Origin of the sequence: Alteromonas sp. ASW11-130, assembly GCF_026183735.1 — a bacterium.
Classification (GTDB): Bacteria; Pseudomonadota; Gammaproteobacteria; order Enterobacterales; family Alteromonadaceae; genus Alteromonas.
The window spans coordinates 15,118-40,250 of the sequence record NZ_JAPFRE010000040.1; the positions used below are offsets into that span (position 1 = coordinate 15,118).

A 25,133-nucleotide genomic window follows, 5' to 3' on the forward strand; every position below is an offset into this window, starting at 1 on the left:
TCCTGAGATGGGCTTAACTAATTGTTTTGTTTCTCGCAGCGACCTGACGCTAAAAACTTCCACGGATATGGGGCTGGCTCAGATCTCCATTTAAGAGGGTAAACTGATCTCCCTCGCCCTCGCTATCTTTCAATACCACTACCTCCGCTGGCAACAATATTGGCTTAAGAAACTCACAAGCCAGCTGAATATCACCGCTAAACTGTTTGTCAGTAGCTAACTGGCTATAACACTTAGCCAAACTCCACATCCCATGGGCAATCGCTTTTTTAAAACCAAACAACTTTGCGCTAATGGCGGATAAATGAATGGGGTTGTAGTCGTGAGAAACCTTCGCGTATTTACGGCCTATATTGTCGGGGATACGCCACTGAGCCACCTGTTGATAATTTTCCCAAAAAGGTTGGCGTTGCTCCTGGTCTTTACGCTTCTTTCTAGCGACATGGGGGGCGTTAATTCGAATCAGGTATTTGCCTACTGCTCGGTAGACAAACTTTCCCTGTTGGTCCCCATTCACAATGACATCAACTACCCATCCCTTAGCATGGGCTTTTAACTCTCCCAATTCTGCTCTGAGACTGAAACTTACGTGAGGGTCCGCGTCGGCACTTTGCCAAACATGGTTAGAAATGTGTACCAAACCCAGTAGAGGGAAAGGGTTATGTTTATCCGCCAGACATAGCATTTGCAGGCTCAAAGACTGAACTTGCAAATAGAGAGGATGCAATCTGGATACCTTTTCCCAATCCACTAATGCACAGTAACTTTGATAGTGTTCGAAGTTGATTAGCAGATTTTTTGTAGCCGTAACATCAACCAATGATGGGGGTTTGAATTGAGTAAGGCGCTGTTTATCTGCGCCTCTCATTAGTGCACTTAAAAGGTCTAATATCATGGTTCATCCTGAGCGAGGTTAGCCCGCTGTAAAACGATTCTACACAGCCTTCGGTAGTTTTGCTCGTCACACTCTCCTTTTAATATCCAGCGTGGAGGTGACTGTGTACTGAAACACAGAAAGACAGCAAAAGGTGTGACGCGTGACTTACCACTTAACACCTCTCTGGAGCCTTCTACAGAGATGATACCTGACATGGTTTGTTGCCAGCTACCATCATCACCTAGCAAATAAGTTTCAGGTAATAGTGCTGCCTGTTGCAAGTGCTGCCAATAGAAAAAGAGTGTCGAGACGCACGCTATAAAACTGAAGTACTCAATGGCCACCCACGAGTAAGTATTATCTGACAGAGAGTGCAATCCCCCCCATATAATCAGCGAAGGGAATATCCATTGATAATTGCGCCATCTTGATGGCGTTATTTCAACCCTGTACTTTAACGCGGTTGACAATGATCGACACCATTTCCGCTAATTCAGGATCGTCGCACTTCTGATGCCCCATGAACCAAGCAAACAAATCGGGATCATCACTGGTCAACAGGCGTTCGAAAGTAATCTTTTGCTCATCAGTCAAATCTTCAAAAGCTTCGTCCATAAAAGGCAACAGCAATACATCTAGTTCCAGCATCCCTCGGCGGCAAGCCCACCGCATGCGTGCTACGCGTTTAGCTTCCAACATACACCAACATTCAAAATTTATTTAATTTAAGCAGGACTATACCACGCAGTGCCTAGACTGTTGACTGTCCTTTCAGACTTTTTATCAATTTTCCCTTGCTAATTAGGTTATCCCCCCCATTGTTAAATAATACAATTGTTGCTTTGTAGGACCATTAATGACCGAAAATAATCACACTCTACTTGCCTCACTAAATGATTTAACGAATGAGTTTGCCATTCCTTTACCGCAACTTGGGATGATTAGTGTCAGTGGAGAACAACGTAATGATTATCTTCATAGCCAATTAACAATTGACCTAAAACAGTTTCCTAACGGAATAAGCCGCCCCTGCGCTCACTGCGATGCCAAGGGAAAAGCGTGGTCAGTAATGCAGGTTTTTCGTTTCGGTGATAGTGTATTGATGAGTATCGCAGCTTCTGCACTGCCAACAAGTCTCGCTGAATTGAAAAAATACGGCGTATTTTCTAAGGTCGACATTGCTGACGCCAGCACTACTTTCACGCAGTATGTTGGCCGCGGTAAATCTATCGACGAGTTCGTATTCACTCACTTTGGTAGCGTCCCAGTTGAAAAGGGAGAAGTAGTTGAAAGTGCGCTGGGCTTAGTTGTGCGCTCGCCCTTTATTCCCGACTTACTCCACCTTTGCTTAACGGATGAGGGTTCAGCACAATGGTCTCAATTTCTGGAAAAAAGTGGCTTAGCTAGCTATTCATCCGATGTATACGAGGCGATGGCTATTCAACATGGTATTCCATGGATAACCTCTGAGAACGTTGGACAATTTATTCCGCAGATGATTAACCTCCAGGCTTTGGATGCTATTGATTTCAAAAAAGGATGCTATATGGGGCAGGAAGTCATTGCCCGTACCCGCTACCTGGGTAAAAACAAGCGCGCGGCAATGATATTTAGACTTGAAGGTTCTCACCTTGTCAATCCTGCCGACACTATTGAATTACAGTTAGGCGAAAACTGGCGTAAGGGCGGGGTTGTCGTGAGAAACGCTTCATTGAGGGATGAAACCTGGGTACTGGCGGTAGTCGCAAACGATACTGAGTTATCGGCCACTTTCAGATTAAGTGGCACGCCTCAGGTAACATTTTCGCCACAAGAAATACCATATCCCATTGCTGAAGACAGTGATAAAATAGTTAAACGCTAGAGATTTATTCTTTACCCCTTTCAAATTCATTAAATAACAGGAAATATTATGACAATTGCCTCTGGAAACGTAGTCACCCTTCACTATCAGGTCTCTTCTGATGATGGTACGGTACTGGACTCGTCCAAGGATAAAAACCCGCTTACAGTATTGCTAGGACAACGCTTTTTAATTGAAGGGCTTGAAGAAGCTTTGATGGGTAAAACTGAAGGTGACAAATTTAAGGTGCATGTGGAGCCAGAGAAAGGTTACGGCAACCGGTCCGATCAGCTTGTCCAAAAAGTTCCTCTAAATATGTTCGAAGGTGTAGAAGTAGAAGTGGGGATGTCATTCCGCGCCACCACTGACCAGGGTGAGCAATCAGTTATGATAGTTGAAAAAGGTGACGATTACGCTGTTGTAGATGGAAATCACCCGTTGGCTGATGTTCCTCTTAATTTTGAAGTTGAAGTCATCAAAGTTCGCGAAGCTACAGATGAAGAAAAAGAGCACGGACATGCTCATGGTGAAGGTGGATGCGGTCACTCGCATTAATTTGCGTACCGCTCGCTCTGTCGAGCGAGCGGTATACAATTTTAGATGGCCTCTTCGTTTTGCTCTCCAGTACGAATACGAATGGCACTATCAAGGTTATAGACAAAGATCTTGCCATCACCGATTTTGCCGGTTTTAGCTGATTGTTCAATGGCTTCTACAGCCCGCTCAACCAAGTCATCCGGTAACACCATTTCAATTTTTATCTTGGGTAAAAAATCTACTTGATACTCTGCACCACGATAGAGCTCGGTGTGCCCTTTTTGACGCCCAAAGCCTTTTACTTCGGTAACAGTCATGCCGGCGATACCTACTTCACCCAATGCCTCACGAACATCATCCATCTTAAAGGGTTTAATAATTGCTTCTACTTTTTTCATTTAATATTACTCGTCGTAAACGGTAGGAATAGGATTGCGCTTATGTTGGGTACGCTCATAAATATAAAGTAGTTTGTCTACAACCTCAGGAGCGACCATTTTACTTTCCAAAAAGTTATCGATTTCGTCATAGCTTATTCCCAACGCGTCTTCGTCGGTTTTTTGTGGCGCTAGCGATTCTAAATCGGCAGTCGGCGCTTTCTCAATAATACGTTTGGGCGCGCCAAGATGAGTCGCAAGCTGACGTACCTGGCGTTTATTAAGTCCAAATAACGGGGCCAGATCACATGCCCCATCACCATATTTGGTATAGAAACCAGTGAGATTCTCTGCAGAATGATCAGAGCCCAGTACAAGCCCGTCAACCATGCCAGCAATTTCGTATTGAATAACCATACGAGCGCGTGCCTTCACGTTGCCCTTAACGAAATCTATTTTACTCTCAGAATCCGGCAGCAAAGTTTGTCCTTGCAAAGCGTTCATTGTTTCCTGGTGCAATGCATCCACGCCCGGTTGAACATTCACATTCACCGTTTTTGTAGGCTGGATAAATTCAATAGAGGCCATCGCATCGTCTTCGTCCGCTTGCATATTATAAGGTAAACGCACGGCAATAAATTGATAATCCTGCTGACTCTCATTGTTCAACTCGTTTACTGCCAATTGGGCAAGTCGTCCTAACGTACAAGAATCAATGCCACCACTAATTCCTAATACCAGCGAACTCAACCCTGATTTTCTAAGCTGTTCTTTGATAAATCCGACCCTGCGAGTCACTTCAAAGTTAACATCGATTGTGGGTTGCACTCGCATTTCCTTAATTACCGCATCTTTTTGCATCATTCTTCGCGACTCAATACCTGTGATAGTTTATGTTTTTTGGACAAAGACGTTATTCGGATAGAGTGGAGTTAACCTGCTAATAAAACAACCAAATAGTTGACTTAATCATATTAAAAAACATGGTTATGCTCTGCCACTCTATAAGCGGAATAATTATACCCATTTTTGTCGAGGATAGTTTACGATTATTAATACTACGTATGAGGAGTCGAAGTAAGTGATTGGGTATCAAAAAGGGCTGACACTGGTTGAAATGATGATTGCGCTCGCCGTCATGGCCATTTTGATAACAGTAGTTTCACCGAATGTTCAAACCATTTTGGTACAGAATCGTATTGTAGCAGACATTAACAATTTGAGCGCTGCCATAAAACATGCACGCTTCACTGCGGTAAATGAGCAAACCGACGTTACCTTGTGCCCTACTACCAATTACTCAACCTGCACCACCAGCTGGGCGCAAGCTAAAATGGTATTTATTGACAGTAATAATAATGGACAACGGGACAATGAAGAGCCTATCGTCATTAGCACCGATCCTGTAAGCGCACAAAATACCATCAGCGGGGCCATCGGTTCTGTCCTATTTTCAGCCAGTGGTGGGACTGACTTGAATACAACGGTTACTATATGCCCTGATAGCGGCGACGCGTCGTTGGCGTCTGCTTTAATTGTCACGCTGTACGGTCGGGTAACCACCGCTAAAGATAATGATGGTAACGGCGTTAAAGAGGATCATACTGGGAGCGCCCTCACCTGCCCTTAATCCCAACAATGGGCCGGAGTGCGCTGAGATGCATGATCTATAGTTAATTTCGAGCAGCGTACACCTTTATTATTTTCACTTTCCGCAACCAAAGTATAAGTAAAATCCCCCACGTTGGTTGCTGACACTTTAAACCCTTTTATTTCGCTCACATTCAATTCTTCGCCACTTGCGTAGGTACCGTTTATTAATCTAAAACGCTCCTGCAGGGTTTGCAATGCCACCAATTGTAACTGAACTTGCCTGATATTGTTACGCTCCCAATAAGTCTGATAACTAGGTACAGCGACCCCAGCCAAAATAGCAGTTATCGCCATGACAACAACCGTTTCTATTAAAGAGTAGCCTGTTTGCTGATTTTTCTTCACAGCTAATTCCTTGCTTTGGTACAGCTAAATTTGACGGACTGAATATGTACTATGGTGGTACTTTACGCCACTTTACGTATATGAGCAGCTAGCCAAAGGAACAGGAAATAAGATGACCACGCATGGCTTTACACTTGTGCAACTAATGGTGGGAGTAAGCATACTAAGTATACTCTTAACCACTGGTATGCCCTCATTTGCTGACTTCCAACATCGTCAGCATTTGCGTCAGATCCTCAATCAATCGCTGCGAATGTTTAACGAAGCCAGACAATTAGCCATTCTTCAGAGACAAACCGTTAATGTCGTGGTGCAAACCGGGAGGATGTGGTGTTTAGGCGCGACAACTGATAGTACGTGCAATTGTCATCTACCGACAGATTGTGTAGTTAACGATAAACCGATGCGAATAAGTGCAGGTTCCAAAAGCATTCAACTTGCTGATTCACGTAAACAAAGCAAGGCTAAAATCGTTTTTGATGGTAATTATGGCACCGCTTACGGCTCGGCCAATACACTGTCTTTTGCTCATTCTATTGGCATAGGTAAAGTCATTATAAACAACTTAGGTCGAGTCAGGATTTGTGCAGAAGAATTCTCATCAGTGGGTATCCAGCGATGCTAAAACGAAACCGAGGTTTTAGCCTTATGGAATTACTAATTACCATGACAGTGAGTATTACGTTGTTTGCTGGGGTTATCTCTTTGATAACTCAGCTGCTGGTTTCTCAACGACAAATTACCGCCAATTTGGCTTTAGAAAATGAGCTGAGTTTAGTAGGTCAGATTATGACAGATGAAATTCGCAGGGCGGGCTTTAATCAACATGCCATTGCAATGTTTTCTGCTAAATCATCCTCTCCTTTCACTCCTCCCATAGCGTTGTTTTCAACTGAAGACGAAGGTGTAACCAACTGCATTCTGTTTAGCTATGACAAGAATCAAAATGGCATGCTTGATACAGAGACGCCTGACGAACGCTTTGGGTTTAAACTTAATAATCAAGCGATTGAAATCAGGCGAGATGGGGCCCCTTGCGACAAAGGAGGCTGGCACGATCTGACCGATCCTCGTACAGTAAAAGTTACTGCGTTTATATTAAACAAACTAACCTCACCCAATGCACCGAACTTTTTGCAGATCAACATTAAGGCCCACCACGCGAAATTCACGCAACTTCAACGTGAAAAGCATCTTTATGTGAGGCTCGAAAATGGATGAACAGGCGTTTAATAAAGGCATGGCCATGCTTGCTCCTGTCACTTTATTACTCTCGCTGGTAGTAACTGCGTTATTGATATGCAATAACACTTTACTCACTGTATACGCTATGAAGACCGAGACGCATTTTGCTGAAAGAGCACAGCGTGATGCTCAATCACGGATAGAGCATTTGAAAGCAACACTATTAAATGCTGACGCGACTCCCCCCCCTCTACTCAGCGGCCAAACCATCCATGCTGAGCAGAAAATAGATATAAACGGTCTTGAATTGCCAACGTATACTCTTTCCGCCCATACCACAATTCATCGCAGTGAACGTACCATTACCGAAGCAGTAATTAAAGCGCCTATCCTGCTTAACTTACCTACCGCGCCACTATCCGTACTGGGCTCCATTCCGAGGCAAACCATTTTTGAACTAGGAATACCCGATAAATTTGTTGATTTAAACAGTTACTTTAGTCTATGGAGTCGAGGCGTACCTGCCATAACGGCGAAACATCAAGTCAGTTGTCGGGCGAGCCACTTCAATAACGGCGAATGTTTGCTACGTGTACTTTCGTCAAGTCAGTCTTATGGACCTGATTTTTATATTGGAGATACCGACTTCCCATCTGATTTAATTTTATTTTTATTTGGACTTCAAAGTAAGTTCCTAGACGCGCTCAGTCAATACAGTGCCGAATCAATATCAACGTGCAAGGAATTAAACGAAGAAAGTAGCGGTATGTACATTATTGACAGTGATTGCACCTTTCCGGTTAAAAAAGTTATTGGTACTCCCACAGCCCCAGTTTTACTAATTAGCATAAATAGTAACGTTCAGTTAGAACCAGATGTTAAATTTTTTGGGTTGCTCGTTTCTTTATGTATCGACTCGGCTCTGTCTTATGACATAAAAATGCACGCTAGCGCCTCGATCTTTGGCGCGCTGATGGCAAATTGCACAATCAGTAAACATTCCTATATTAGAGTGCGATTCAGTCAGTCTATTTTAAACGCGCTTCGCGATAACTCTAAGATGCAGCGTTTATATCGCATTCCCGGATCCTGGAGAGACTTTTAACGTGAAACAAACGGGATTTAGTTATATTGAGCTGTCGATTACCAGTGCGATTTTTTCAATTTCCGCGCTTGGGCTGTTGTCATTGATAGCAAGTTTGACAACTTCCGTTCAGGAGTTGCTAATAGTGGATCAGGTGCGCGCGCAAACAATCACAAAATTAGTAGATACAATGCATGATTCAGATACGTTTACTTCAATAGAGGACGTAACCACTTTCAGAAACATAAAACCATCTGAGCTTACAAAACATAGCAAAAGTAAACAAAGTAAGCTGCTCGAAATAACGATATCGAGCAGTCAGCAGGGCAAAGACTTTAAAATAAAGCACACGATTAAATTTAATACTCTTCCCCCTCCACCTTTATCAATTGAGTCTAGTCAACTAATAAATTTAGCGCCTAAACCTGAACAGTAATGCGTTAACACGCGCGCTTCAGCACGACCAACAATATTCGGTAGCCCCAATTGCCCCATTGTTATCTTTATCCCAGGCTTTACGTCCATCGCTGAAATAAAAAAGCGCACCGTCTTTATCTGAGACAGAATTTATTACGGGCGTCGCTTTAAGTTGAAAAGAGGTGCTATTTGCTTGTTCAATAGTTAAATTATATCGCTTATTCGCTACCGGTTCACTGGCGGGAGAATGGGTAGCAAAGATGGCGGGCGCACCTGTGTTCGCTCCCCCATTAGCGGCGCCTTCGTAGCTAAAGGTCCCTCCGTGATGACGCTCCATCGCTGTTGCCAATGACATGAGATCTGCTTGAGCTGAACTTCTGTAACTACTTGCCATGACCGACTGGTATGACGGATATGCAATAGCGGCAATAATGCCAACAATAGCAACCACTATCATTAACTCAATTAATGTAAAACCGGCCTGATTTTGACGTGCGCGATGACTCATATTTTATTCTCTTTCAGTTTCTGTTTTCCAGCTCCCTCGCTGGATACGCTCAAATTTACCGTATATATTGCGGGCCAAACAGGCGAAATCTGACAAACACGCTTCCTCATTGCCATCTTCATCTTCGCTGATTACCGCAGAAACACACTCTGTTCCAAGACATACAACAGGTTTTACGATTTCTTCTATCAAAATTTTCGTCTCTGGCGCAATACCTGTTTGTTTAAGTTGGGCATAGCGGTCTCCGGAGTCCAGGTTACTGTTTTGATTGAGATCATCTACCGCATTGCCATTGAACATATTGACCAAATATGCACGACTGTTGCCCGTGGGCGGGGCGCAAGCACTCAAGCTGCTACTTGCAGGGACGTAGGTGGTAAAAAAGACTTTGTAGTCAATTATCAGAGGCGATGACAGCACTTTCTCACCATCCGTAGTTAATCGAATAAACCACCCTTCCTTAGAAGCAAACTGACTCGCCGCAATGGCTCTTTCCGATTCGTCAGAGCTGCTTAGTAGATGGTCCGTAGCATCATACAACGAAGATTCGGTAATACCCGTATTAAACACGTACAAACCGTCTGCATCTCGTTGGAATACCCCCTTATCTTTTAACAGATAAAAACGATCATCCACTACAGTATCAAGAGGAGAAGCGCGCCAACCACTTCCGATAGCTACCCCATAGTAATGTTCATCCGCCAGCGCAACTTCAGTTACATCCGCACCATAATAGAAATGTCGATTGTTCTGTTCATCATCCCCAGCTAGATCAGCAATTTTGGCACCTTTAATGAAATCAGTTCCAAATTTACCGTTATAGATATCAAATCTAAATAACTGCCCCCCCATATCCGCCATATACATGTGATCAGCAAAGCCGTCATTATCTCTATCAATAACGGAAATACGGCCTGGAACGCTATACTGCATATCGGTCAAATTCAGATCAGCGCCGGCGTTACTTGCATGCCATAACAATGACCCCGTGTCTGCGTCTAGAATATAGAGTGCATTCCCTGTGTTATCTGAGGCGCGAACGACTTTACTATCTTGTTCATCATCGTAGCCTCCCCCTACAATCATGACATTTTTAACCGTGTCACCCATACGCACCTTGGTAATTGTAGGACGGGACCAGGTTTGTCCCATTTTCTCCAGTCCCGGCGTACCACCTTTTACACTAAACACAAGTTTTGGCGAAAGTTTACTCGAAACATCAAACACGTAATAATTTCGTCCACCCCGACGCATGCCAATATAAAGATAGGTTTTGTTCCCTACGGTGCGTAAAACCATATCGCCATCGAGGCCATAAATGTGATTAAAGCTGGAGTTATCTTTATAGAAATCGTAAAGGTTAGTCATTAATTCTTTTGGAATAACCGAAAAGTTTTCTTCACCGGTGTAAGCGTCAAAAGAATGCAGGAATCCATGGTTAGTGGCAACGAAAATGGCGGAGTCGTTCAGCCCATAATTGACGATAACAGGTTGAGAATGGATAGGGTCGCCCATTTGCAATCTTACATCTGTCGTATCACCATCACCGTCGACATCGCGTACATCAACTCCTCGAGCCCATTTTAGAATCGTTTCACGCAATGTTGTCGCATCGGGCTCAGCAGAGATAGCCAAATCATCGGTGGTAATAGAAGTATTAGATTCGTGAACTGCATTTGCCGCACTCGCAATGGTACCTGCGCCGCTAAAGAAATACATCTGACGAGAGCTGTTAAGTAAGCTCGCTGCGCCCCCTTCCCGAACATCATTACCATCTTCTAATACAGACCAGTAGCTATGCGAACCATCAGCAAAGAAGCCAGTGACGCTGTCAACGGCTTCTAGACCGTTTTTATCCAGAATTTTATCACCGTCGATTTTGTATTTTTTCAAGTTTCCTGGCCAAATCGTTCCTTCGGCAGGCTTAAATAGCGCGAAGTACAATTCATCCCGGTGAGTAAGACGGTTCAACTGGTTAACCGCTACACCCGGCGAAACGAATGTGGCGTTAATATCTTTAACCGAGCGTAGAATAGTTTCGAAGGCTGATAATAGTTCAGTACTATTATCAGCCTTGTAGAAACCGCCACCACTTTGCACCGCTAATTGGTTCAGAAAGTTGTTTGCGGTAGCGTTTGCCGCAAATCCGATGGTATGCGTTATGATTCGGCGGTCTATAACAGAAGATTCCGCCTTACTTAAGTTACTTACCAGATCAATACCGCATTTCTCGCCCCCGCTACCCGTACAGTTTTTTGCCAGCAATGACTCTATTTTAGAGACACTGTGGTTATTGTTAGCCTCACCATCTGACAGTAGTACGATATGGTTATTTGTTTGACATTGCATATCGGTAACGGGAGAAATGTAGGTTGCCCCACTCGGTATATATTCTGTTATACATGCACTATCACTTAAATTATCGTCAAGACATCTGGCATCTCGCACAGGATCTAGACCCACATAAGAAGCACGATGACTCACCCGCGTACTTCTTCTCACAGAACTGGAAACGTCTGAACGGCCTCGAGTTAAACCATAATCAACGTCCAAACCGCCAAAATAATTAGTGGCTTCGTACAGCGTGTCAACGATTGGGGTTAACCCATTTGCGCTTAACTCATCTACCTTACTTATTAAATGGTCGCGTACCGTCGCTGACGTTCCTGGGGTTGCGTTACCATTGAACTTAACGACTAGGCGAGGTGCACCCGATGGCTTACCTTTGTAAGAATAAGCCCCTCGTACGCCGTTGAAATTATCGAAGACGAACGCCATTGCATTGCCCGGAACCCAGCCAATACGATCTACAACTTGTTGAACAATAGCCTTCAATTCAGGCGTTTGATAATCTCGATTCCGATAAAAATAGGGCATAGACCAGGTAATACCCGAGGTCTTTGGTAAATTTCTCACCATGAAACGTTTATGCGGATGGAAATCTGATGCGTTATCATCGGCAACGCCCCGTATTCGCATAGAGGCACTATTCCACCGATCTGTATCGTATGCGGTAAATTCGAGATAGGCTTCAGTAATTTCAGCCCCCTGCGGAATATTTACATTCTCAAAACGAATTCCTATATAGTCGTTGTAGTTAGAATTAAAGGTTAATTCACTCCCTGTAGCGTCGTACCCATTTGGCTTTTCCTCTACATTATCCTTGGTCGAATCTACCTGATAAATCGATTCTCCGGCTATACAACCCGTGGCCGTGCTTTCATCATAAGTTACCACGAGCTGGGGCGATCCGCCTTCGCCTTGATCGTAAGATTTTACTCGTCGATTACTACCAGTATCAGAGCTATTCCCTGTTATGAGGATGCTCATGGCCCGACCGCCACACCAATCGGCCTGATCCACTACTTCCTGAACGATACTACCCAAATCAGGCGTAGTGATTATTTCCTCAGTGAGTGGAAACGCATTGTCACTGTCCCAGATTACTTCATTAGCGGTTTTGGTCCGTGACGATAAGTTATTGGTCGTATTTGTAAAAGAGGTGCTATCAGGGGTTAACTCTCCGCGAATTGAAAATGTGGTAGCGGGAAAGTTCGTACCACCAGAAGTAAGCCTGATATAGGCACTAGTGATAGTCGCTCCCTGCGGAATATCCAAATCCGAAAAGCGCATGCCAGATAAGACTTCTCCTGTACCATCACTTAACTTTATATTGTCCGCAGAGAGTGATACCACGCCTCCAATTTCATGCGCATCATCGTTCCCACTTGCTGTGGAAGTGATGATTTCAGGACTAACAGCCTCATCAATACTTCTAATAGGAAAAAGAACTGGGCCCCCATAATCTGAAAAGCGCATTAATCCTGCGTTTATATTCGTGGCTGATCCCAACGCTAGTTTCAAAGCGTTTTGTACACGAAGCATACGGGATTCATCACCGCCGTCCATACCTCTCATACTGCCGGAAGTGTCCATGATAAAAAGCACATTTGGATTATAGGTTACCGCGTTAGAAGACGTGCCCAGATAAATATCTAAGTCATCTGCCATTGCCGACCACCCAATACACCCCCAAAGAGAGACGGAAAATATAAGACGGGTTAAGTGCTTCATCACTTTCTCCAAATTACTGCGAAGCGGGGGCTAGAACAGCCGCTGCTAATGAATTAGCCACTACGGTGGATTTTTCTGCAACCCTACCGCAACCCCTGATAATAAATACGTGACAGTTAATATTACTGCCGCCAATAACGTTACTGGAACCGCGACATGCTTGCTCGCGAACAAAGGCCGTACGCGACCAGCTTTGCGTAACTGGCTGGGTTTGATAATTACCCGTTGCTACGTGACGCGTTCCGGTAGTTAGTCCCGCAGTAGTCATATGACGGTTAATCCAATCTTTTTCATTAAAGCAGCTCAATGCATCGACCTGTGGATCAAAGGTATTGCCCTGCCGAGCCTCCGAAAGTGGGTCTAATGCGGTCACATCAGCTAATAGAACTTCGTCTTCTGATTCGAAAAATACCCCGGCAATCGCCGCTTCGGCAGCATCAAACGCCAATCCGGTTTGCTGCATCGAGATGGCCATTTTAGATTGAGACAAGCTGCTGGACACAGCGCTTACGCCGAGAATAGTTAAGGTAAGTAAAATCAATAGAGCAAATACTAGAACGACACCCTGCTGTTTCATTGCGCGTTCCTCACAAAGTTTTTCATATTTCGTAATGTCAAAGTTTTAGAAAACACCTGAAAGTAATGCGCTTTATCCACGGTGACTGCTTTCTCATTCAAAACAGCATATTGCGGGGCTACAGTGAGTTGTGCCTGTGCATCATCGCTGCGTAATAACAAGCCTAGTCGAATGGCCATAACCTGTTGATTAGCTGCACGCAAGCCCGCTAATTGATCAGCGGTTGTGTACCTAATCGCCTGCCCTTCAGAGGATTCGCTTGGTGCACTGATACCATATTGAACTTGAAAGCTCTCTACGTTATCCAATAACACAACCGAAACGGGAGTAGTTACAGCCATTTTCAAACCTCTTAATACTCGACCATCATAGCCCGTGCACTTAAGCTGACTATTAGCGATGTAATAGTGATTGACTACGTGGAATTCATCGCCAGCTGCGTATCCATGACGATTACCTGTGCAGTCTTCACTGCCTAGCAGGTTGGTGACCACTTCATCGTTCGCACCCGCTAACCCTTGGGTGGATCCTAATGCAGCATTATTTACATAGTCGCCCGCTAAACCAATCGGTCGATTCTGAATCCAGCCAGCTTCAACCACCAAATCTGTTCCATTATCGATTTGGGCCGCCACTTGATCATAACGTCCAGCTTGAATCAATTCTCTGGAAAGTCGTTGCATAATAAACCGCCCCGATTCCTGCACCTGCGCAATCGCATCATTTAGTGAGTTGGTGACTTTGCTGCTTACCAGAGACTGGATAATTGCACCTGAAATCACCAACCCAAGAACTAGGGATATCATAAGTTCGATAAGTGAAAATCCACGCTGATTCATAGGGTGATATCCTTAAATACGCAAGCAAAACTATCCCCTGAAACTGGATTGCAACGACTATTAAGTGTGTATTGTCTATTGGCAGAGCTACTCACAGGCCATTGCAGCATAATTTGTATCCGCGAGCCTGCACTACATACATCGACGTCGCCAACTTTATTATCAGTGCAAGAAACCGATAAACGGGTTTGAGGATTCGTTTGTACGGCTGAACAAGAAAGAGCCCAACCGTCATATTCTGCCATTTCTGCTTCATTACATTCACCATCCTCGCAATTGGGAACATCAGTGGGACGGGTTAAGCAAAAGCATTTATAAGGATGGCTACCGCTGGCGCAGCTTAAGGTAGAGAAATTGTAAGTATCAGTGGAAAAATAATTGTTGTGCACCACCAGCCCATCGCCAACAACTGGGGCCCGTGTTGCCGCACGTAATCGTTCTGCGACTTGTTGAGCGACTAGCTCAGACTGTGTTCGACTGATTGCATCTTTGTTGGCAAAAGAACCTACAAACTGCAATGATGCCACACCAAGCAAACCAATAGCCAATATCACCAACGTGATAAGGATTTCGATTAAGCCAACGCCTGATTGTCTGACACTGCGCGTCATTCGCACCTACCTGATATACTATTTACACATATCAATCCTATATCAGGATGGCGTTTTATAAAGTATCAACAGGTAAATGTGCGTATCGAATTCGATTCGCTATATTTGTAGAGCTGAGTGACAAGTTAACTAACTTGACGGATTCGTAACTCTTTTGGCACTGCGAATTCCACGTTTTCTTCACGTCCTTCGCGTTCCGTAGCTTTGGTAGCTCCCCAGCTTAGCAAATGGTCTACCACACCTTTCACTAATACTTCAGGTGCAGAAGCGCCCGCGGTAACACCAACGTGTTTTACATTATCTAGCCATTCGCGCTGAATACAATTCTTATCGGCAATCAAATGCGCTTGCGCTCCTACTTTTTCAGCTAATTCACGTAAGCGATTGGAATTAGAACTATTTTGAGCGCCAACAACAAGTAAAACTTCGCAATCTTCAGCTAATGCTCGCACCGCATCCTGACGATTTTGTGTCGCGTAACAGATATCATCTTTACGCGGCCCTTGGATAGATGGGAAGCGCTTGCGAAGTGCATCGATTACATCTGCGGTATCATCAACTGACAATGTAGTCTGGCTACAGTAATAAAGCTTTTGAGGATTTTTAACCGTCAGTTTAGCGACATCTGCAATGGATTCTACCAGATAGATCCCCCCCCCAGCATTATTATACTGGCCCATAGTGCCTTCAACTTCAGGGTGACCTGCATGCCCAATTAAAATGCATTCGGTACCAGATTTACTTGCTCGGGTGACTTCCATATGTACTTTGGTAACGAGGGGACATGTAGCATCAAAAACTTTTAATCCACGCTCTGCTGCTTTATTTCTGACCGCCTGGGAAACACCATGGGCAGAAAATATAACAATACTGTCATCAGGCACTTCATTTAACTCATCGACAAAGACTGCGCCACGTTCTTTTAGGCCGTCCACTACGAAGCGGTTATGTACCACCTCGTGACGTACGTAGATGGGGGGTTTAAACATTTCCAATGCGCGTTCGACAATGGTGATAGCACGGTCCACGCCGGCACAAAACCCCCGAGGATTAGCTAAATGAATCTGCATGCTGACTGCCCTTAGTGTTGATTTCCCAATGGGATTATATCAATAATTTCTACGTCAAATATAACCGTTTGTCCGGCTAAAGGATGATTAAAATCGACCGTAACCGAATCCCCTGCCACACTACGTATAATACCTGGCACTTCTGAACCGTTTGGTTGGGCAAAAACCATAATCATGCCCTCTTCTAGCTTCATATCACTGGCAAAGCGTGAACGATCCATATGGTGAATGTTGTCGGGGTTTGGCTGGCCAAACGCATCCTCAGCAGCTAAGGTGAAGGATTTACGTTGCCCTTTGTTCAACCCTTTTACACAGGCTTCAAAATTAGGTGTCAGACTGCCATCTCCTAATACCAATTTCGCAGGCTTATTATTTACCCGGGTACTGTCAGCAGCAGAACCATCTTCGAGTTTCAAGTCGAAGTGCACGATCACTTCGCAGTTCTCTTCAACTGTTGGTACAACGTCAGTCATGCTTTACCCCGTTTGTAGCGGCTTTAGAAGTCTTGTTGTCATGTTCATCTTTGTTGATGATCATATCAATAATTAACAGAGCGGCCCCTATAAAAATGGCGCTATCAGCAATGTTAAATGCTGGCCAGTGCCATTGGCCTACATAAAAGTCGAGGAAATCTACAACATACCCATAGGCAAGCCGGTCATAAACATTGCCCAATGCCCCACCCAAGATGAGCGCGAACGCAATCGGTAATAGCCTTTGCTGTTTAGGTGACTGTTTCAACCACCAGAGAATGGCGATACTTACCGCCAAAGCAATACCCGTGAAAAACCAACGCTGCCAACCTCCGGCATCACCCAAAAAAGAAAAGGCAGCACCGTAATTATGCACATAAGTAAAATTAAAGAAGGGTAAGACCTGGATCGATTGATACAAATTCATCGAATCAATAACGGTTATTTTGGTCCATTGATCGAGGATGAGTACAATCATACTGATCCATAAAAAACGCAACCCAGTTTGCGTGATACTTTTAAGCATACTGACGCACTTCCCCATCACCATCTACGTTTGTGATGCAGCGGCCGCATAGATCTGGATGATCATCATGTGTACCCACATCTTCTCTCACATGCCAGCACCGCGCACACTTAGTTCCCGGTGCTTTTCGAACTTCAACCCATAAGCCCTCTACGTCAGATTGCTCAGCTTCTTTTGTTTTATCTGCTTCGCCAGACACATAAGCTTTAGATGTAATCAAAACAAAACGCATTTCGTCTTCAAGTTGCAGTAGCTTTTCTTTTAACTCTTCACGTGCAAATAAATGGATTTCAGCTTCCAAAGAACCGCCCAACCGTCCTTCTTTCCGTTCTTTCTCCATAGCCTGATTTACTGCATCTTTCACTTTTAAGATCTGATGCCAATAATCGTCATTCAGCTTGGTTTCATCACTATCAGCTTCAAACCCTTCATACCAAGTTTGCGTAAACACAAACTCATCACGTTTACCCGGCATTTCTTGCCAAATTTCCTGTGCGGTAAAACTGGTAACTGGCGCCAGCCAGCGAACCAACGCCTCGGCAATATGGTATAACGCGGTCTGACACGAACGTCTGGCGACGCTGTCTTGCTTAGCTGTATACTGACGGTCTTTCACAACATCCAGATAAAAACTGCCTAGCTCAATTGAACAAAAGTGCATGAGTTTTTGGGTAACCACGAGTAGGTCATAGCGCTCATAGGCATCAACAATATCTTTTTGCAGTGACTGCGCACGCTGAACAATCCATCTATCCAACGCCACCATTTCATCAGCTGGAAGAGCATGTTGGGTTGGTTCAAACCCATTTAAGTTAGCCAGTAAGAAGCGCGCTGTATTTCTGAGACGACGATACGCGTCTGCGGCACGCTTTAAGATTTCATCAGATACTGCGATTTCTCCGCGGTAGTCCGTGGATGCCACCCACAAACGCAAGATATCGGCCCCCAACTTGTCAGTTACTTGCTGCGGAGCGATGACGTTGCCCAAAGACTTGGACATTTTCTTGCCATGCGCGTCCACTGTGAAACCGTGGGTAAGTACTTCTTTATAAGGTGCGTGACCGTGCATTGCAGTTGATGTCATTAACGATGACATGAACCAGCCACGATGTTGGTCGGAACCTTCTAAGTACAAGTCTGCATTAGCTGGTATATCTTCACGACGGTCAACCACAAAATAGTGAGTCACACCAGAATCGAACCACACATCCAAGGTATCTAATACTTTTTCGTACGCATCGACGTCAGCTCCAAGTAACTGCTGATCATCTATGTCCCACCAGGCCTGGATACCTTTTTGCTCAACTTCAGCTGCGACTTTCTCGATAATATTATTAGTTTGAGGGTGCAGTTCACCTGTTTGTTTATGCACAAATAATGGGATAGGTACCCCCCAGGTACGTTGACGAGAGATACACCAATCAGGACGCCCCTCCACCATTTTTTCAATGCGGTTTTGCCCCCACTCTGGAATCCATTCTGTAGCCTTGATCTGCGCTAAAGACTGTTCCCGTAACCCTTGCTTATCCATACTAATAAACCATTGTGGCGTAGCACGGAATATTATCGGCGTTTTGTGTCGCCAGCAGTGGGGATAACTATGCTCATACTTGATGTTAAGCAGTAATAAGCCTTTTTCTTCAAGCGTATCGATAATGGCCTGATTCGCTTTAAAAACAAACTGGCCGCCGAACAACGGGGTGTTTTCTAAGAAAACGCCATTGTTGCCAACGGGGTTATATACTTCGATATTGTAGCGTTTGCAGACGTTAAAGTCGTCGACACCATGTGCCGGTGCCGTATGCACACAGCCTGTGCCAGATTCAGTGGTAACATGCTCACCTAAAATCAGCGGAACGTCGATGCCAGCAAAGGGATGATGTACTTTGCAATTTTCAAGCGATGAACCTACACAGCTTGCTATTTCTTTAAAGTCGCTTGCCCCATAACGTTGCACCGAGCTTTCCATCAGTTCATGAGCTAACACCACCCATTCACCTGAATCCGCAAGCTCAACTAAGCAATAAGTCAGTTCTGGATGCAAGCTGATAGCGCGATTTGCTGGCAGTGTCCATGGCGTGGTTGTCCAGATAACCACACTGGCGTTGTGTTTATCTAATTGCTCAGGAGTAACGCCAAATGCGGTGGCAATGGCATCTTTGTCTGCTACCGGAAATTTAACATCTATAGCGGGTGAAACTTTATCTTTATACTCAACTTCTGCTTCAGCCAAAGCCGAGCCACAATCTGTGCACCAATGGACAGGTTTGAAGCCCTTTTCCAGATGGCCTGAGCCAACAATTTTTCCTAACGCGCGAATAATGTCGGCTTCAGATTGAAAATCCATGGTCTTGTATGGGTTATCCCACTCACCAAACACACCAAGGCGTTTGAAGTCTGCCATTTGGCCATCAATTTGCTTTTGCGCGTAGTCGCGACACTTTTGACGAAACTCAGCTGACGTAACCTTCTTTCCGGGCTTACCCACTTTCTTTTCAACAACCAGTTCAATAGGTAACCCATGACAGTCCCACCCTGGAATATAAGGTGCATCAAAATCGGCAAGCGTTTTTGACTTAACAATAATGTCTTTAAGAATTTTGTTAACCGCATGACCTATATGAATGTCGCCATTCGCGTAAGGAGGGCCATCATGTAAAATAAACGGCTTTTTACCCGCTTTTGCTTGACGAATAGCTTGATACAGCTTTTTCTGCTGCCACTGCTGAAGCATCTTTGGCTCGCGTTGCGCTAGGTTTCCGCGCATTGGAAACGACGTTTCAGGTAAATTAAGCGTTGCTTTGTAATCACTCATAAAGGTTTTCTTTCCCACTATTCTTTGCGTGGCTTGAACTAAATTATTTAATTAACGCAATTCGCGCTGCATTGGCGTCTTGCTGAATCTGTTCTTTTAGTGCTTCAAACGAAGCAAATTTCTTTTCGTCTCTTAACTTAACAACCGGATAAACCACAATCGGTTGGCCGTAAAGTGACCCCGTAAAATTAAACAAATGTACCTCTAGCAGTGTACGAGTGCCAGAAACGGTTGGACGGTGGCCCACGTTGGCAACTCCCTCATACATTTGCTTATTTACTCCAACGCGCACAGCAAATACACCATGCACAGGTGTGTTGCAGCGATTCATAAACACGTTTGCGGTGGGGAAGCCAATCGTGCGTCCTTTCTTATCCCCATGCACCACCTTGCCTCGCACGGCAAAAGGTCTTCCAAGCATTTCTTCTGCCAGTTCGAAGTTGCCCACGTCCAGTGCTTCTCGGATTGCGGTCGAACTAATGCGGCAATTGTGCATTCGAAAACTACGGGTGCTGGCGACGTCAAAGCCCGAGTGCTCCCCGGCAGCACGTAACATGGCAAAATCACCCTGCCGACCTTTGCCAAAGCGAAAATCATCGCCTACCACTAAAAACTTTACACCTAACCGTGCGACCAATAGATCGTGTACAAAAGATTCAGCCGACTGGCTGGCGAATTCGCGGTTAAACCTTACGCACAATAACCTATCTACCCCTAACGCATTTAACATCTGATATTTATCACGCAGGACACTGATTCGAGCAGGCGCTTGCTGTGGGCTAAATAGCTCCTCAGGTTGGGGTTCAAACACCATTACTGTGGCGGGTAACGCCATTTCTCGGGCCTTTCGGATCACACTGGACAATACCGCCTGATGCCCGCGATGTACCCCATCAAATTTACCAATGGTCAATACACACCCTTGATGTTGAGGGCGAATATTATGTAATCCCCGTATAAGTTCCACTGCGCGTTACTGACTGCCGTTTGTAATAATGAAATAAAACTCGCGATTATAAACGAGACGCGGCACATTACCAATCATCGATTGCACTTTGCTTAGTAACTCGCTGAACGAAAATGCGTGATCCGTGTTCCGAGCAGTAGCATCACAGCAGCAAATGTCACAAGAGCTAATACAATAGTAAGGGCCACATGCCAGATTTGTTCAACCCACACTAGTCTATTGAAATTTACTTCCGCCCCGAACCAGACAATAGCTGCAGCCATGCATAAGCTGGCTATAATAATGCGTAAAAGAAAATTGCGTGTGAGTTTACTTATTTTGAACACTTCCTGCTGGTGTAAAGTGAAATAAAGTAAGCCCGCATTCATCGTGGCCGACATGCTGGTGGCGATAGCCAACCCGACATAACCATAGGGGATGGCAAAAATGAGGTTAAATACCATATTGGCCACCATGCACCAGATACCGAACTTTACGGGAGTTTTTAAATCCTGCCGGGAATAAAACCCTGGTGCTAGCACTTTAACTAACATAAAACTAAGTAGTCCGAATGAATACGCAGTTAGCGAATAGGAAGCCATCCTAGCTGTTTCTGCGGTAAACGCACCGCGTTGAAATATCACTGTAAGAATCTCTTCAGCCATTACTCCTAGCCCCACCGCAGCCGGCAAGCCTAATAAACATACCATTCTAACGGCCCAGTCCATATTAGCGCTAAAGCCTTTTAAGTCTTTACCTACGTGGTTTTTAGACAGTGCTGGCAAAATAACCGTAGCGATGGCAATACCGAATAAACCCAATGGGAATTCTAATAAACGATCCGAGTAGTATAACCAGCTAATAGAACCGGTCATCAGAAAGCTGGCGATAAAGGTATCGAATAATAAATTGATTTGTCCCACTGATACCCCGAAAAGTGCTGGGATCATTAACTTGCGTACTTTTACTACATTGGGGTCATGCCATCCCCATTTAGGTTTAACCAGCAGCCCCGCTCTGAACAAAAAGGGCAGCTGGAATAACAGTTGTAAAATACCGCCTGCAAATACTCCCCAGGCCAATGCAAAGGCGGGTTGTTCCAGACTGGGTGCTAATAAAATGGCAAACAGAATAATTGAAATATTCAGCAACACTGGAGTAAATGCAGCGACTGCGAACTTATTGAGGGTATTAAGGATGGCCCCGGCAAGGCCGGTCAGCGAAACAAACGCCAAATAAGGAAACGTGATTTTAAGCATGAGTGAAGCGAGCTCGAACTTGGCCCCATCAGGCCTGTCCTGCCACCAATCAATAAACCAACCTGTTCCAAAAAGCGCAGCTAGAATAGGGGAAGCAACAACACCGATAAACGAGACAGTAAATACAATTGCGCCTAACGTGCCCGACACTTTAGCCACAAATTCACGTAACTTAGCTTTATCATCTTCATGATGAACTTCGGTAAGAACAGGTATAAATGCTTGCGCAAACGCTCCTTCGGCAAATAATCTACGCAGAAAATTGGGAATTTTATTGGCGAAGAAAAACACGTCAGCCGCCGCCCCGTCCCCCATTAAACGAGCGACTATCACATCCCGCACCAACCCCATCACACGGGAAATCAGTGTCATGATACTTACAATAAGGCCGGATTTTATCAACTTTCTCGACACGAAATATTCACTTTGTACTGCCTAGCTGCTGGGCGCCCATCATAGCTTAAGGGCGTGGCAGGAAAAAGCGATATACTTACAACGAAAGGGTTTTTCTAGTAAAATTACCCCCGCAGTAAATACGCGTGAACAAGAGCGTGATAAAAAAAGCAAAATAGTTTGACATTTGCTCAGTTGCTAAGCATAATCCGCACCCTCGTTTTTGACATGAATTTATTTTGGGAGTTACACCTTGGCTAACATTAAGTCTGCTAAGAAACGTGCAATTCAAGCCGAAAAGCGTCGTCAGCATAATGCCAGCCGTCGCTCCATGACTCGTACCAGCATCAAGAAAGTAGTAGCGGCTATCAATAGTGGCGATAAAGAAAGCGCACAAAACGCTTTTGCCGCGGCCACTCCTATTCTTGACAGAATGGCTACCAAAGGTTTGATTCACAAGAACAAAGCTGCTCGTCATAAGAGCCGTTTAGCTGCGCAAATCAAAGCGATGAGCTAAGCAGGTCTTTACCTTGCAGTTAAAAAAAGCGCCTTTGGGCGCTTTTTTTGTTTGTCCTGACCCGTCCTAAATAATGAAGAAAGAGTCAGAAGAAGTCGACGGCTCTATACCCACGCTTTCTATTGTGCTTATCTTTACGAGCTTAGATTAATACCAACCCGTAAATTCGCAGATCCGCAAGAGAAAAGGTATCACATTCAACTTTTTGCAACGTTATAGATCCTTTACTTAAGCCGCATCGATGGCGGGAGGCTAACATGCTTGAAAACTTTTTCTATTCATTATGTTAGCAGCCCACCGCCGCACATGGGTAAGATCCTTCGGAATACTTAGTTTTATAAACTGAGCCAACATCAAGCAGGCGGCACCAGTGATATCGGCGATAGAAAATTCGCTATCCACAATATAGTCCCGTCCATCGGCCAATTCATCATTTAACCACTCCAACCTTTTAATGACTAGTCTCCGTTGCGATGCAGCATAAGTAGAGTTTTGTTCAACCCGGTATTGGAAAAAGGGAATTTCATGTTCGCCAATGCTGGCAAAGATACTCATTATCCACAGCTCCATCCTGCGATTCCACATCTCAATGAATGCTTGCTGCTCTGCAGTATCACCAAACAAAGGGGGAGATGGGTACTTTGCTTCCAGATATCGGCAAATAGCAACACTTTCAGTTAAAAAACGACTATTTTCCAGCTCCAGTACCGGCACCTGACCAATTGAGTTCTTTGCCAGAAATTCAGCCCTACGGGTATCCCCTTGTATGATACTTACTTCATCCACGGGCAAAGAAATACCCTTTTCATAAAGAAACATCGATACGCGCAAGCCGTTTGGTGATAGACCATTGTGTAGTTTCATATTACATCTCCTGTTTTTTTGGTTCTAAAAATAACGTTTGAGATTGCAATGTAACCAACATCTATATATGTTCAATAACATATATAGAATTTTTGATAGGCTTCAATTATTAAATTCAAAAAGAAAAATTATGCCTTACTCTTCTGAACACAAATTGAAAACACGCGCACGCATCGTCGAATCTGCCAGGATCATGTTTAATCGTCACGGATTTGTAAAAGTATCTATCGACGACATCATGGCTGAAGCTGGATTAACTCGAGGTGGTTTTTACAATCACTTTAGCAGTAAAGAAGAGCTCTACGCAGAAGCGATTTCGAGCTTTCTGCTCGGCGTTGGAAAAGAATGGCAAAATAGCGCCAACGTAGCGATTACTAATGGAGGAAGTGCTGCAGTAAAGGCTATGATTTCAGCCTACTTATCTGTCGAACATCTCACAGAAATTGACCGACAGTGCCCTATGATTGCATTACCATCAGACGTCGGCCGCGCGAGACCGGAAGTAAAAAAAGCCTATCAGAAGCTACTTGAGACAATGACAAACCTGTTTTCAAACAATCTCCCTGAAAAGGTAAAAAAACCACAAGAAACAGCATTGGCTATGTCAGCTCTATGTGTGGGCGGAATGGTTTTAGCGCGTACTTTGGATGATAAAGAATTAAGTAGGAAGGTGACCGAAGCTTCTAAGTATTTTGCTATGAACATGGCGAACATCTAATGTTTGCTGACCAAAATTGTTTTAATTGTTGGAAGCCGCAGGCTAGATTACAGCACAATACCGTTGCTTCGTTTATAAACATTATTAACCTTTAGCGAAGCAAATGTTTGCTTCCGATCTGATTCAGCATCTCGATTTACGCGAGTAGCACATGGAGTCCGACATCAACCGAGCGGTTGCAGATTCAAATGTTCTTTTCTAACTCGGCGCGTTCTATTTTTTTCTTCAGCTACTTTAGCTATGATATCAACGGTGAGTTGAGCTTTAGAATCCATCACAATCATCCTCATCATGCCTCAAATATTCAAAAAAAAGAACATTACCAGACATGTAAAAAAGTGACCGACAGTTTCCCTTGGTAATTAGCGATTACGACAGAATCGCTTGGTAATTAAGATACGACAAAACCGCTTGGTGTTAACACAATGAATTGGATTAGTCGTTACTCGATCTGACAGATTCAGCTACAGGGCTGAATCATTTCTGACAGTCTCCTGTGTACGTAGGGCGGCCATTGAGGCTAACTATTTACTGAGGCCGAAAAAAGCTACCGTCATTGCATATATGGACTCCCGGTTCATTTCAAGGATATTTTTAATATAAGTTGGAAGATTGCATGCGCATA

27 protein-coding genes are annotated in these 25,133 nt (G+C 44.4%); 9 read left to right on the plus strand and 18 right to left on the minus strand.

The window, feature by feature from the left end:
* Positions 1–49: 49 nt before the first annotated feature.
* From OPS28_RS13965 to OPS28_RS13975, 3 genes are read right to left on the minus strand one after another with little or no spacing between them, the layout of a single operon-like run.
* Positions 50–895 (minus strand): MaoC/PaaZ C-terminal domain-containing protein, encoded by an 846-nt coding sequence (locus OPS28_RS13965; RefSeq protein ID WP_265610082.1) that lies wholly within the window; start codon positions 893–895, stop codon positions 50–52.
* Positions 892–1,347: a protein YgfX gene (locus OPS28_RS13970; RefSeq protein WP_265610083.1), complete on the minus strand. Its 456-nt coding sequence runs from the start codon at positions 1,345–1,347 to the stop codon at positions 892–894. Before OPS28_RS13970 ends, OPS28_RS13965 begins: the two co-directional genes overlap by 4 nt.
* On the minus strand, positions 1,319–1,576 hold the full coding sequence (locus tag OPS28_RS13975) for an FAD assembly factor SdhE (RefSeq protein WP_265610084.1): 258 nt from the start codon (positions 1,574–1,576) through the stop codon (positions 1,319–1,321). The genes OPS28_RS13970 and OPS28_RS13975 overlap by 29 nt, the downstream gene beginning before the upstream one ends.
* Before the next feature lie 157 nt (positions 1,577–1,733).
* Here OPS28_RS13975 and ygfZ point away from each other — a divergent pair, with 157 nt between their 5' ends.
* Both ygfZ and OPS28_RS13985 read left to right on the plus strand, forming a co-directional pair.
* Positions 1,734–2,741 carry a CAF17-like 4Fe-4S cluster assembly/insertion protein YgfZ gene (gene ygfZ, locus OPS28_RS13980; RefSeq protein ID WP_265610085.1) on the plus strand — a complete coding sequence of 336 codons (1,008 nt, stop codon included), beginning with the start codon at positions 1,734–1,736 and terminating at the stop codon, positions 2,739–2,741.
* A 48-nt stretch (positions 2,742–2,789) separates the two neighbouring features.
* A complete protein-coding gene (locus OPS28_RS13985; RefSeq protein WP_265610086.1) occupies positions 2,790–3,275 on the plus strand; it encodes an FKBP-type peptidyl-prolyl cis-trans isomerase in 486 nt (161 codons plus the stop codon).
* Between the two features lie 41 nt (positions 3,276–3,316).
* Here the strand turns inward: OPS28_RS13985 and OPS28_RS13990 are convergent, their stop codons facing one another.
* Together OPS28_RS13990 and nadE are read right to left on the minus strand one after the other, a co-directional pair.
* Complete coding sequence (locus OPS28_RS13990) at positions 3,317–3,655, minus strand: P-II family nitrogen regulator (protein WP_265610087.1); 339 nt, start codon at positions 3,653–3,655, stop codon at positions 3,317–3,319.
* A gap of 6 nt (positions 3,656–3,661) precedes the next feature.
* Positions 3,662–4,495: an ammonia-dependent NAD(+) synthetase gene (nadE, locus tag OPS28_RS13995; protein ID WP_265610109.1), complete on the minus strand. Its 834-nt coding sequence runs from the start codon at positions 4,493–4,495 to the stop codon at positions 3,662–3,664.
* 220 nt (positions 4,496–4,715) lie between these two features.
* Here nadE and OPS28_RS14000 point away from each other — a divergent pair, with 220 nt between their 5' ends.
* A complete protein-coding gene (locus tag OPS28_RS14000) occupies positions 4,716–5,264 on the plus strand; it encodes a GspH/FimT family pseudopilin (protein WP_265610088.1) in 549 nt (182 codons plus the stop codon).
* Here OPS28_RS14000 and OPS28_RS14005 read toward each other — a convergent pair.
* Positions 5,261–5,632, minus strand: a complete 372-nt coding sequence (locus tag OPS28_RS14005) for a type IV pilin protein (protein WP_265610089.1) — start codon at positions 5,630–5,632, stop codon at positions 5,261–5,263. The two genes, OPS28_RS14000 and OPS28_RS14005, sit on opposite strands and share 4 nt — an antisense overlap.
* A gap of 112 nt (positions 5,633–5,744) precedes the next feature.
* Between OPS28_RS14005 and OPS28_RS14010 the strand changes: the two genes are divergently transcribed.
* The 4 genes from OPS28_RS14010 to OPS28_RS14025 are packed head-to-tail and all read left to right on the plus strand — an operon-like array spanning position 5,745 to position 8,337.
* Complete coding sequence (locus tag OPS28_RS14010) at positions 5,745–6,257, plus strand: GspH/FimT family pseudopilin (RefSeq protein WP_265610090.1); 513 nt, start codon at positions 5,745–5,747, stop codon at positions 6,255–6,257.
* Complete coding sequence (locus OPS28_RS14015) at positions 6,251–6,853, plus strand: prepilin-type N-terminal cleavage/methylation domain-containing protein (protein WP_265610091.1); 603 nt, start codon at positions 6,251–6,253, stop codon at positions 6,851–6,853. The genes OPS28_RS14010 and OPS28_RS14015 overlap by 7 nt, the downstream gene beginning before the upstream one ends.
* A complete protein-coding gene (locus OPS28_RS14020) occupies positions 6,846–7,922 on the plus strand; it encodes a hypothetical protein (protein ID WP_265610092.1) in 1,077 nt (358 codons plus the stop codon). The genes OPS28_RS14015 and OPS28_RS14020 overlap by 8 nt, the downstream gene beginning before the upstream one ends.
* A gap of 1 nt (position 7,923) precedes the next feature.
* Positions 7,924–8,337: a type IV pilus modification PilV family protein gene (locus OPS28_RS14025; protein WP_265610093.1), complete on the plus strand. Its 414-nt coding sequence runs from the start codon at positions 7,924–7,926 to the stop codon at positions 8,335–8,337.
* Between the two features lie 18 nt (positions 8,338–8,355).
* Here the strand turns inward: OPS28_RS14025 and OPS28_RS14030 are convergent, their stop codons facing one another.
* The 11 genes from OPS28_RS14030 to murJ all read right to left on the minus strand — a co-directional run bounded on the left by OPS28_RS14030 (position 8,356) and on the right by murJ (position 22,430).
* Positions 8,356–8,826, minus strand: coding sequence for a type IV pilin protein (locus tag OPS28_RS14030; RefSeq protein WP_265610094.1), 471 nt, complete (start codon positions 8,824–8,826; stop codon positions 8,356–8,358).
* Between the two features lie 3 nt (positions 8,827–8,829).
* A complete protein-coding gene (locus OPS28_RS14035; RefSeq protein ID WP_265610095.1) occupies positions 8,830–12,900 on the minus strand; it encodes a PilC/PilY family type IV pilus protein in 4,071 nt (1,356 codons plus the stop codon).
* A 13-nt stretch (positions 12,901–12,913) separates the two neighbouring features.
* Positions 12,914–13,477, minus strand: a complete 564-nt coding sequence (locus tag OPS28_RS14040; protein WP_265610096.1) for a PilX N-terminal domain-containing pilus assembly protein — start codon at positions 13,475–13,477, stop codon at positions 12,914–12,916.
* Positions 13,474–14,316: a PilW family protein gene (locus OPS28_RS14045; protein ID WP_265610097.1), complete on the minus strand. Its 843-nt coding sequence runs from the start codon at positions 14,314–14,316 to the stop codon at positions 13,474–13,476. The genes OPS28_RS14040 and OPS28_RS14045 overlap by 4 nt, the downstream gene beginning before the upstream one ends.
* Positions 14,313–14,927 carry a prepilin-type N-terminal cleavage/methylation domain-containing protein gene (locus OPS28_RS14050; protein ID WP_265610098.1) on the minus strand — a complete coding sequence of 205 codons (615 nt, stop codon included), beginning with the start codon at positions 14,925–14,927 and terminating at the stop codon, positions 14,313–14,315. Before OPS28_RS14050 ends, OPS28_RS14045 begins: the two co-directional genes overlap by 4 nt.
* Before the next feature lie 125 nt (positions 14,928–15,052).
* A complete protein-coding gene (gene ispH, locus OPS28_RS14055) occupies positions 15,053–15,997 on the minus strand; it encodes a 4-hydroxy-3-methylbut-2-enyl diphosphate reductase (protein ID WP_265610099.1) in 945 nt (314 codons plus the stop codon).
* An 11-nt stretch (positions 15,998–16,008) separates the two neighbouring features.
* Positions 16,009–16,470 (minus strand): FKBP-type peptidyl-prolyl cis-trans isomerase, encoded by a 462-nt coding sequence (gene fkpB, locus OPS28_RS14060; protein WP_265610100.1) that lies wholly within the window; start codon positions 16,468–16,470, stop codon positions 16,009–16,011.
* Complete coding sequence (lspA, locus tag OPS28_RS14065; protein ID WP_265610101.1) at positions 16,463–16,996, minus strand: signal peptidase II; 534 nt, start codon at positions 16,994–16,996, stop codon at positions 16,463–16,465. Before lspA ends, fkpB begins: the two co-directional genes overlap by 8 nt.
* Positions 16,989–19,811 carry an isoleucine--tRNA ligase gene (ileS, locus tag OPS28_RS14070; protein ID WP_265610102.1) on the minus strand — a complete coding sequence of 941 codons (2,823 nt, stop codon included), beginning with the start codon at positions 19,809–19,811 and terminating at the stop codon, positions 16,989–16,991. Before ileS ends, lspA begins: the two co-directional genes overlap by 8 nt.
* A 43-nt stretch (positions 19,812–19,854) precedes the next feature.
* On the minus strand, positions 19,855–20,778 hold the full coding sequence (gene ribF, locus OPS28_RS14075; RefSeq protein ID WP_265610103.1) for a bifunctional riboflavin kinase/FAD synthetase: 924 nt from the start codon (positions 20,776–20,778) through the stop codon (positions 19,855–19,857).
* 92 nt (positions 20,779–20,870) lie between these two features.
* Positions 20,871–22,430: a murein biosynthesis integral membrane protein MurJ gene (murJ, locus tag OPS28_RS14080; protein ID WP_265610104.1), complete on the minus strand. Its 1,560-nt coding sequence runs from the start codon at positions 22,428–22,430 to the stop codon at positions 20,871–20,873.
* Between the two features lie 232 nt (positions 22,431–22,662).
* Between murJ and rpsT the strand changes: the two genes are divergently transcribed.
* Positions 22,663–22,926 (plus strand): 30S ribosomal protein S20, encoded by a 264-nt coding sequence (gene rpsT, locus OPS28_RS14085; RefSeq protein WP_265610105.1) that lies wholly within the window; start codon positions 22,663–22,665, stop codon positions 22,924–22,926.
* A gap of 252 nt (positions 22,927–23,178) precedes the next feature.
* On the opposite strand, the gene OPS28_RS14090 is transcribed toward rpsT, so the two are convergent.
* On the minus strand, positions 23,179–23,790 hold the full coding sequence (locus OPS28_RS14090; RefSeq protein ID WP_265610106.1) for a glutathione S-transferase family protein: 612 nt from the start codon (positions 23,788–23,790) through the stop codon (positions 23,179–23,181).
* Between the two features lie 130 nt (positions 23,791–23,920).
* On the opposite strand from OPS28_RS14090, the gene OPS28_RS14095 reads away from it, so the two are divergent.
* Positions 23,921–24,508: a TetR/AcrR family transcriptional regulator gene (locus OPS28_RS14095; protein ID WP_265610107.1), complete on the plus strand. Its 588-nt coding sequence runs from the start codon at positions 23,921–23,923 to the stop codon at positions 24,506–24,508.
* The last annotated feature ends 625 nt before the right edge of the window (positions 24,509–25,133 follow it).

Coding starts and splice junctions, on each gene's coding strand:
- OPS28_RS14095 (WP_265610107.1), top strand. CDS start 23,921: ATGCCTTACTCTTCTGAACACAAATTGAAAACACGCGCACGCATCGTC.
- OPS28_RS14040 (WP_265610096.1), bottom strand. CDS start 13,477: ATGAAACAGCAGGGTGTCGTTCTAGTATTTGCTCTATTGATTTTACTT.
- ileS (WP_265610102.1), bottom strand. CDS start 19,811: ATGAGTGATTACAAAGCAACGCTTAATTTACCTGAAACGTCGTTTCCA.
- nadE (WP_265610109.1), bottom strand. CDS start 4,495: ATGCAAAAAGATGCGGTAATTAAGGAAATGCGAGTGCAACCCACAATC.
- ygfZ (WP_265610085.1), top strand. CDS start 1,734: ATGACCGAAAATAATCACACTCTACTTGCCTCACTAAATGATTTAACG.
- OPS28_RS14090 (WP_265610106.1), bottom strand. CDS start 23,790: ATGAAACTACACAATGGTCTATCACCAAACGGCTTGCGCGTATCGATG.
- OPS28_RS13990 (WP_265610087.1), bottom strand. CDS start 3,655: ATGAAAAAAGTAGAAGCAATTATTAAACCCTTTAAGATGGATGATGTT.
- OPS28_RS13985 (WP_265610086.1), top strand. CDS start 2,790: ATGACAATTGCCTCTGGAAACGTAGTCACCCTTCACTATCAGGTCTCT.
- ispH (WP_265610099.1), bottom strand. CDS start 15,997: ATGCAGATTCATTTAGCTAATCCTCGGGGGTTTTGTGCCGGCGTGGAC.
- fkpB (WP_265610100.1), bottom strand. CDS start 16,470: ATGACTGACGTTGTACCAACAGTTGAAGAGAACTGCGAAGTGATCGTG.
- OPS28_RS14030 (WP_265610094.1), bottom strand. CDS start 8,826: ATGAGTCATCGCGCACGTCAAAATCAGGCCGGTTTTACATTAATTGAG.
- OPS28_RS14015 (WP_265610091.1), top strand. CDS start 6,251: ATGCTAAAACGAAACCGAGGTTTTAGCCTTATGGAATTACTAATTACC.
- OPS28_RS14050 (WP_265610098.1), bottom strand. CDS start 14,927: ATGACGCGCAGTGTCAGACAATCAGGCGTTGGCTTAATCGAAATCCTT.
- OPS28_RS14045 (WP_265610097.1), bottom strand. CDS start 14,316: ATGAATCAGCGTGGATTTTCACTTATCGAACTTATGATATCCCTAGTT.
- OPS28_RS14035 (WP_265610095.1), bottom strand. CDS start 12,900: ATGAAGCACTTAACCCGTCTTATATTTTCCGTCTCTCTTTGGGGGTGT.
- lspA (WP_265610101.1), bottom strand. CDS start 16,996: ATGCTTAAAAGTATCACGCAAACTGGGTTGCGTTTTTTATGGATCAGT.
- OPS28_RS13975 (WP_265610084.1), bottom strand. CDS start 1,576: ATGTTGGAAGCTAAACGCGTAGCACGCATGCGGTGGGCTTGCCGCCGA.
- OPS28_RS14020 (WP_265610092.1), top strand. CDS start 6,846: ATGGATGAACAGGCGTTTAATAAAGGCATGGCCATGCTTGCTCCTGTC.
- OPS28_RS13965 (WP_265610082.1), bottom strand. CDS start 895: ATGATATTAGACCTTTTAAGTGCACTAATGAGAGGCGCAGATAAACAG.
- OPS28_RS14010 (WP_265610090.1), top strand. CDS start 5,745: ATGACCACGCATGGCTTTACACTTGTGCAACTAATGGTGGGAGTAAGC.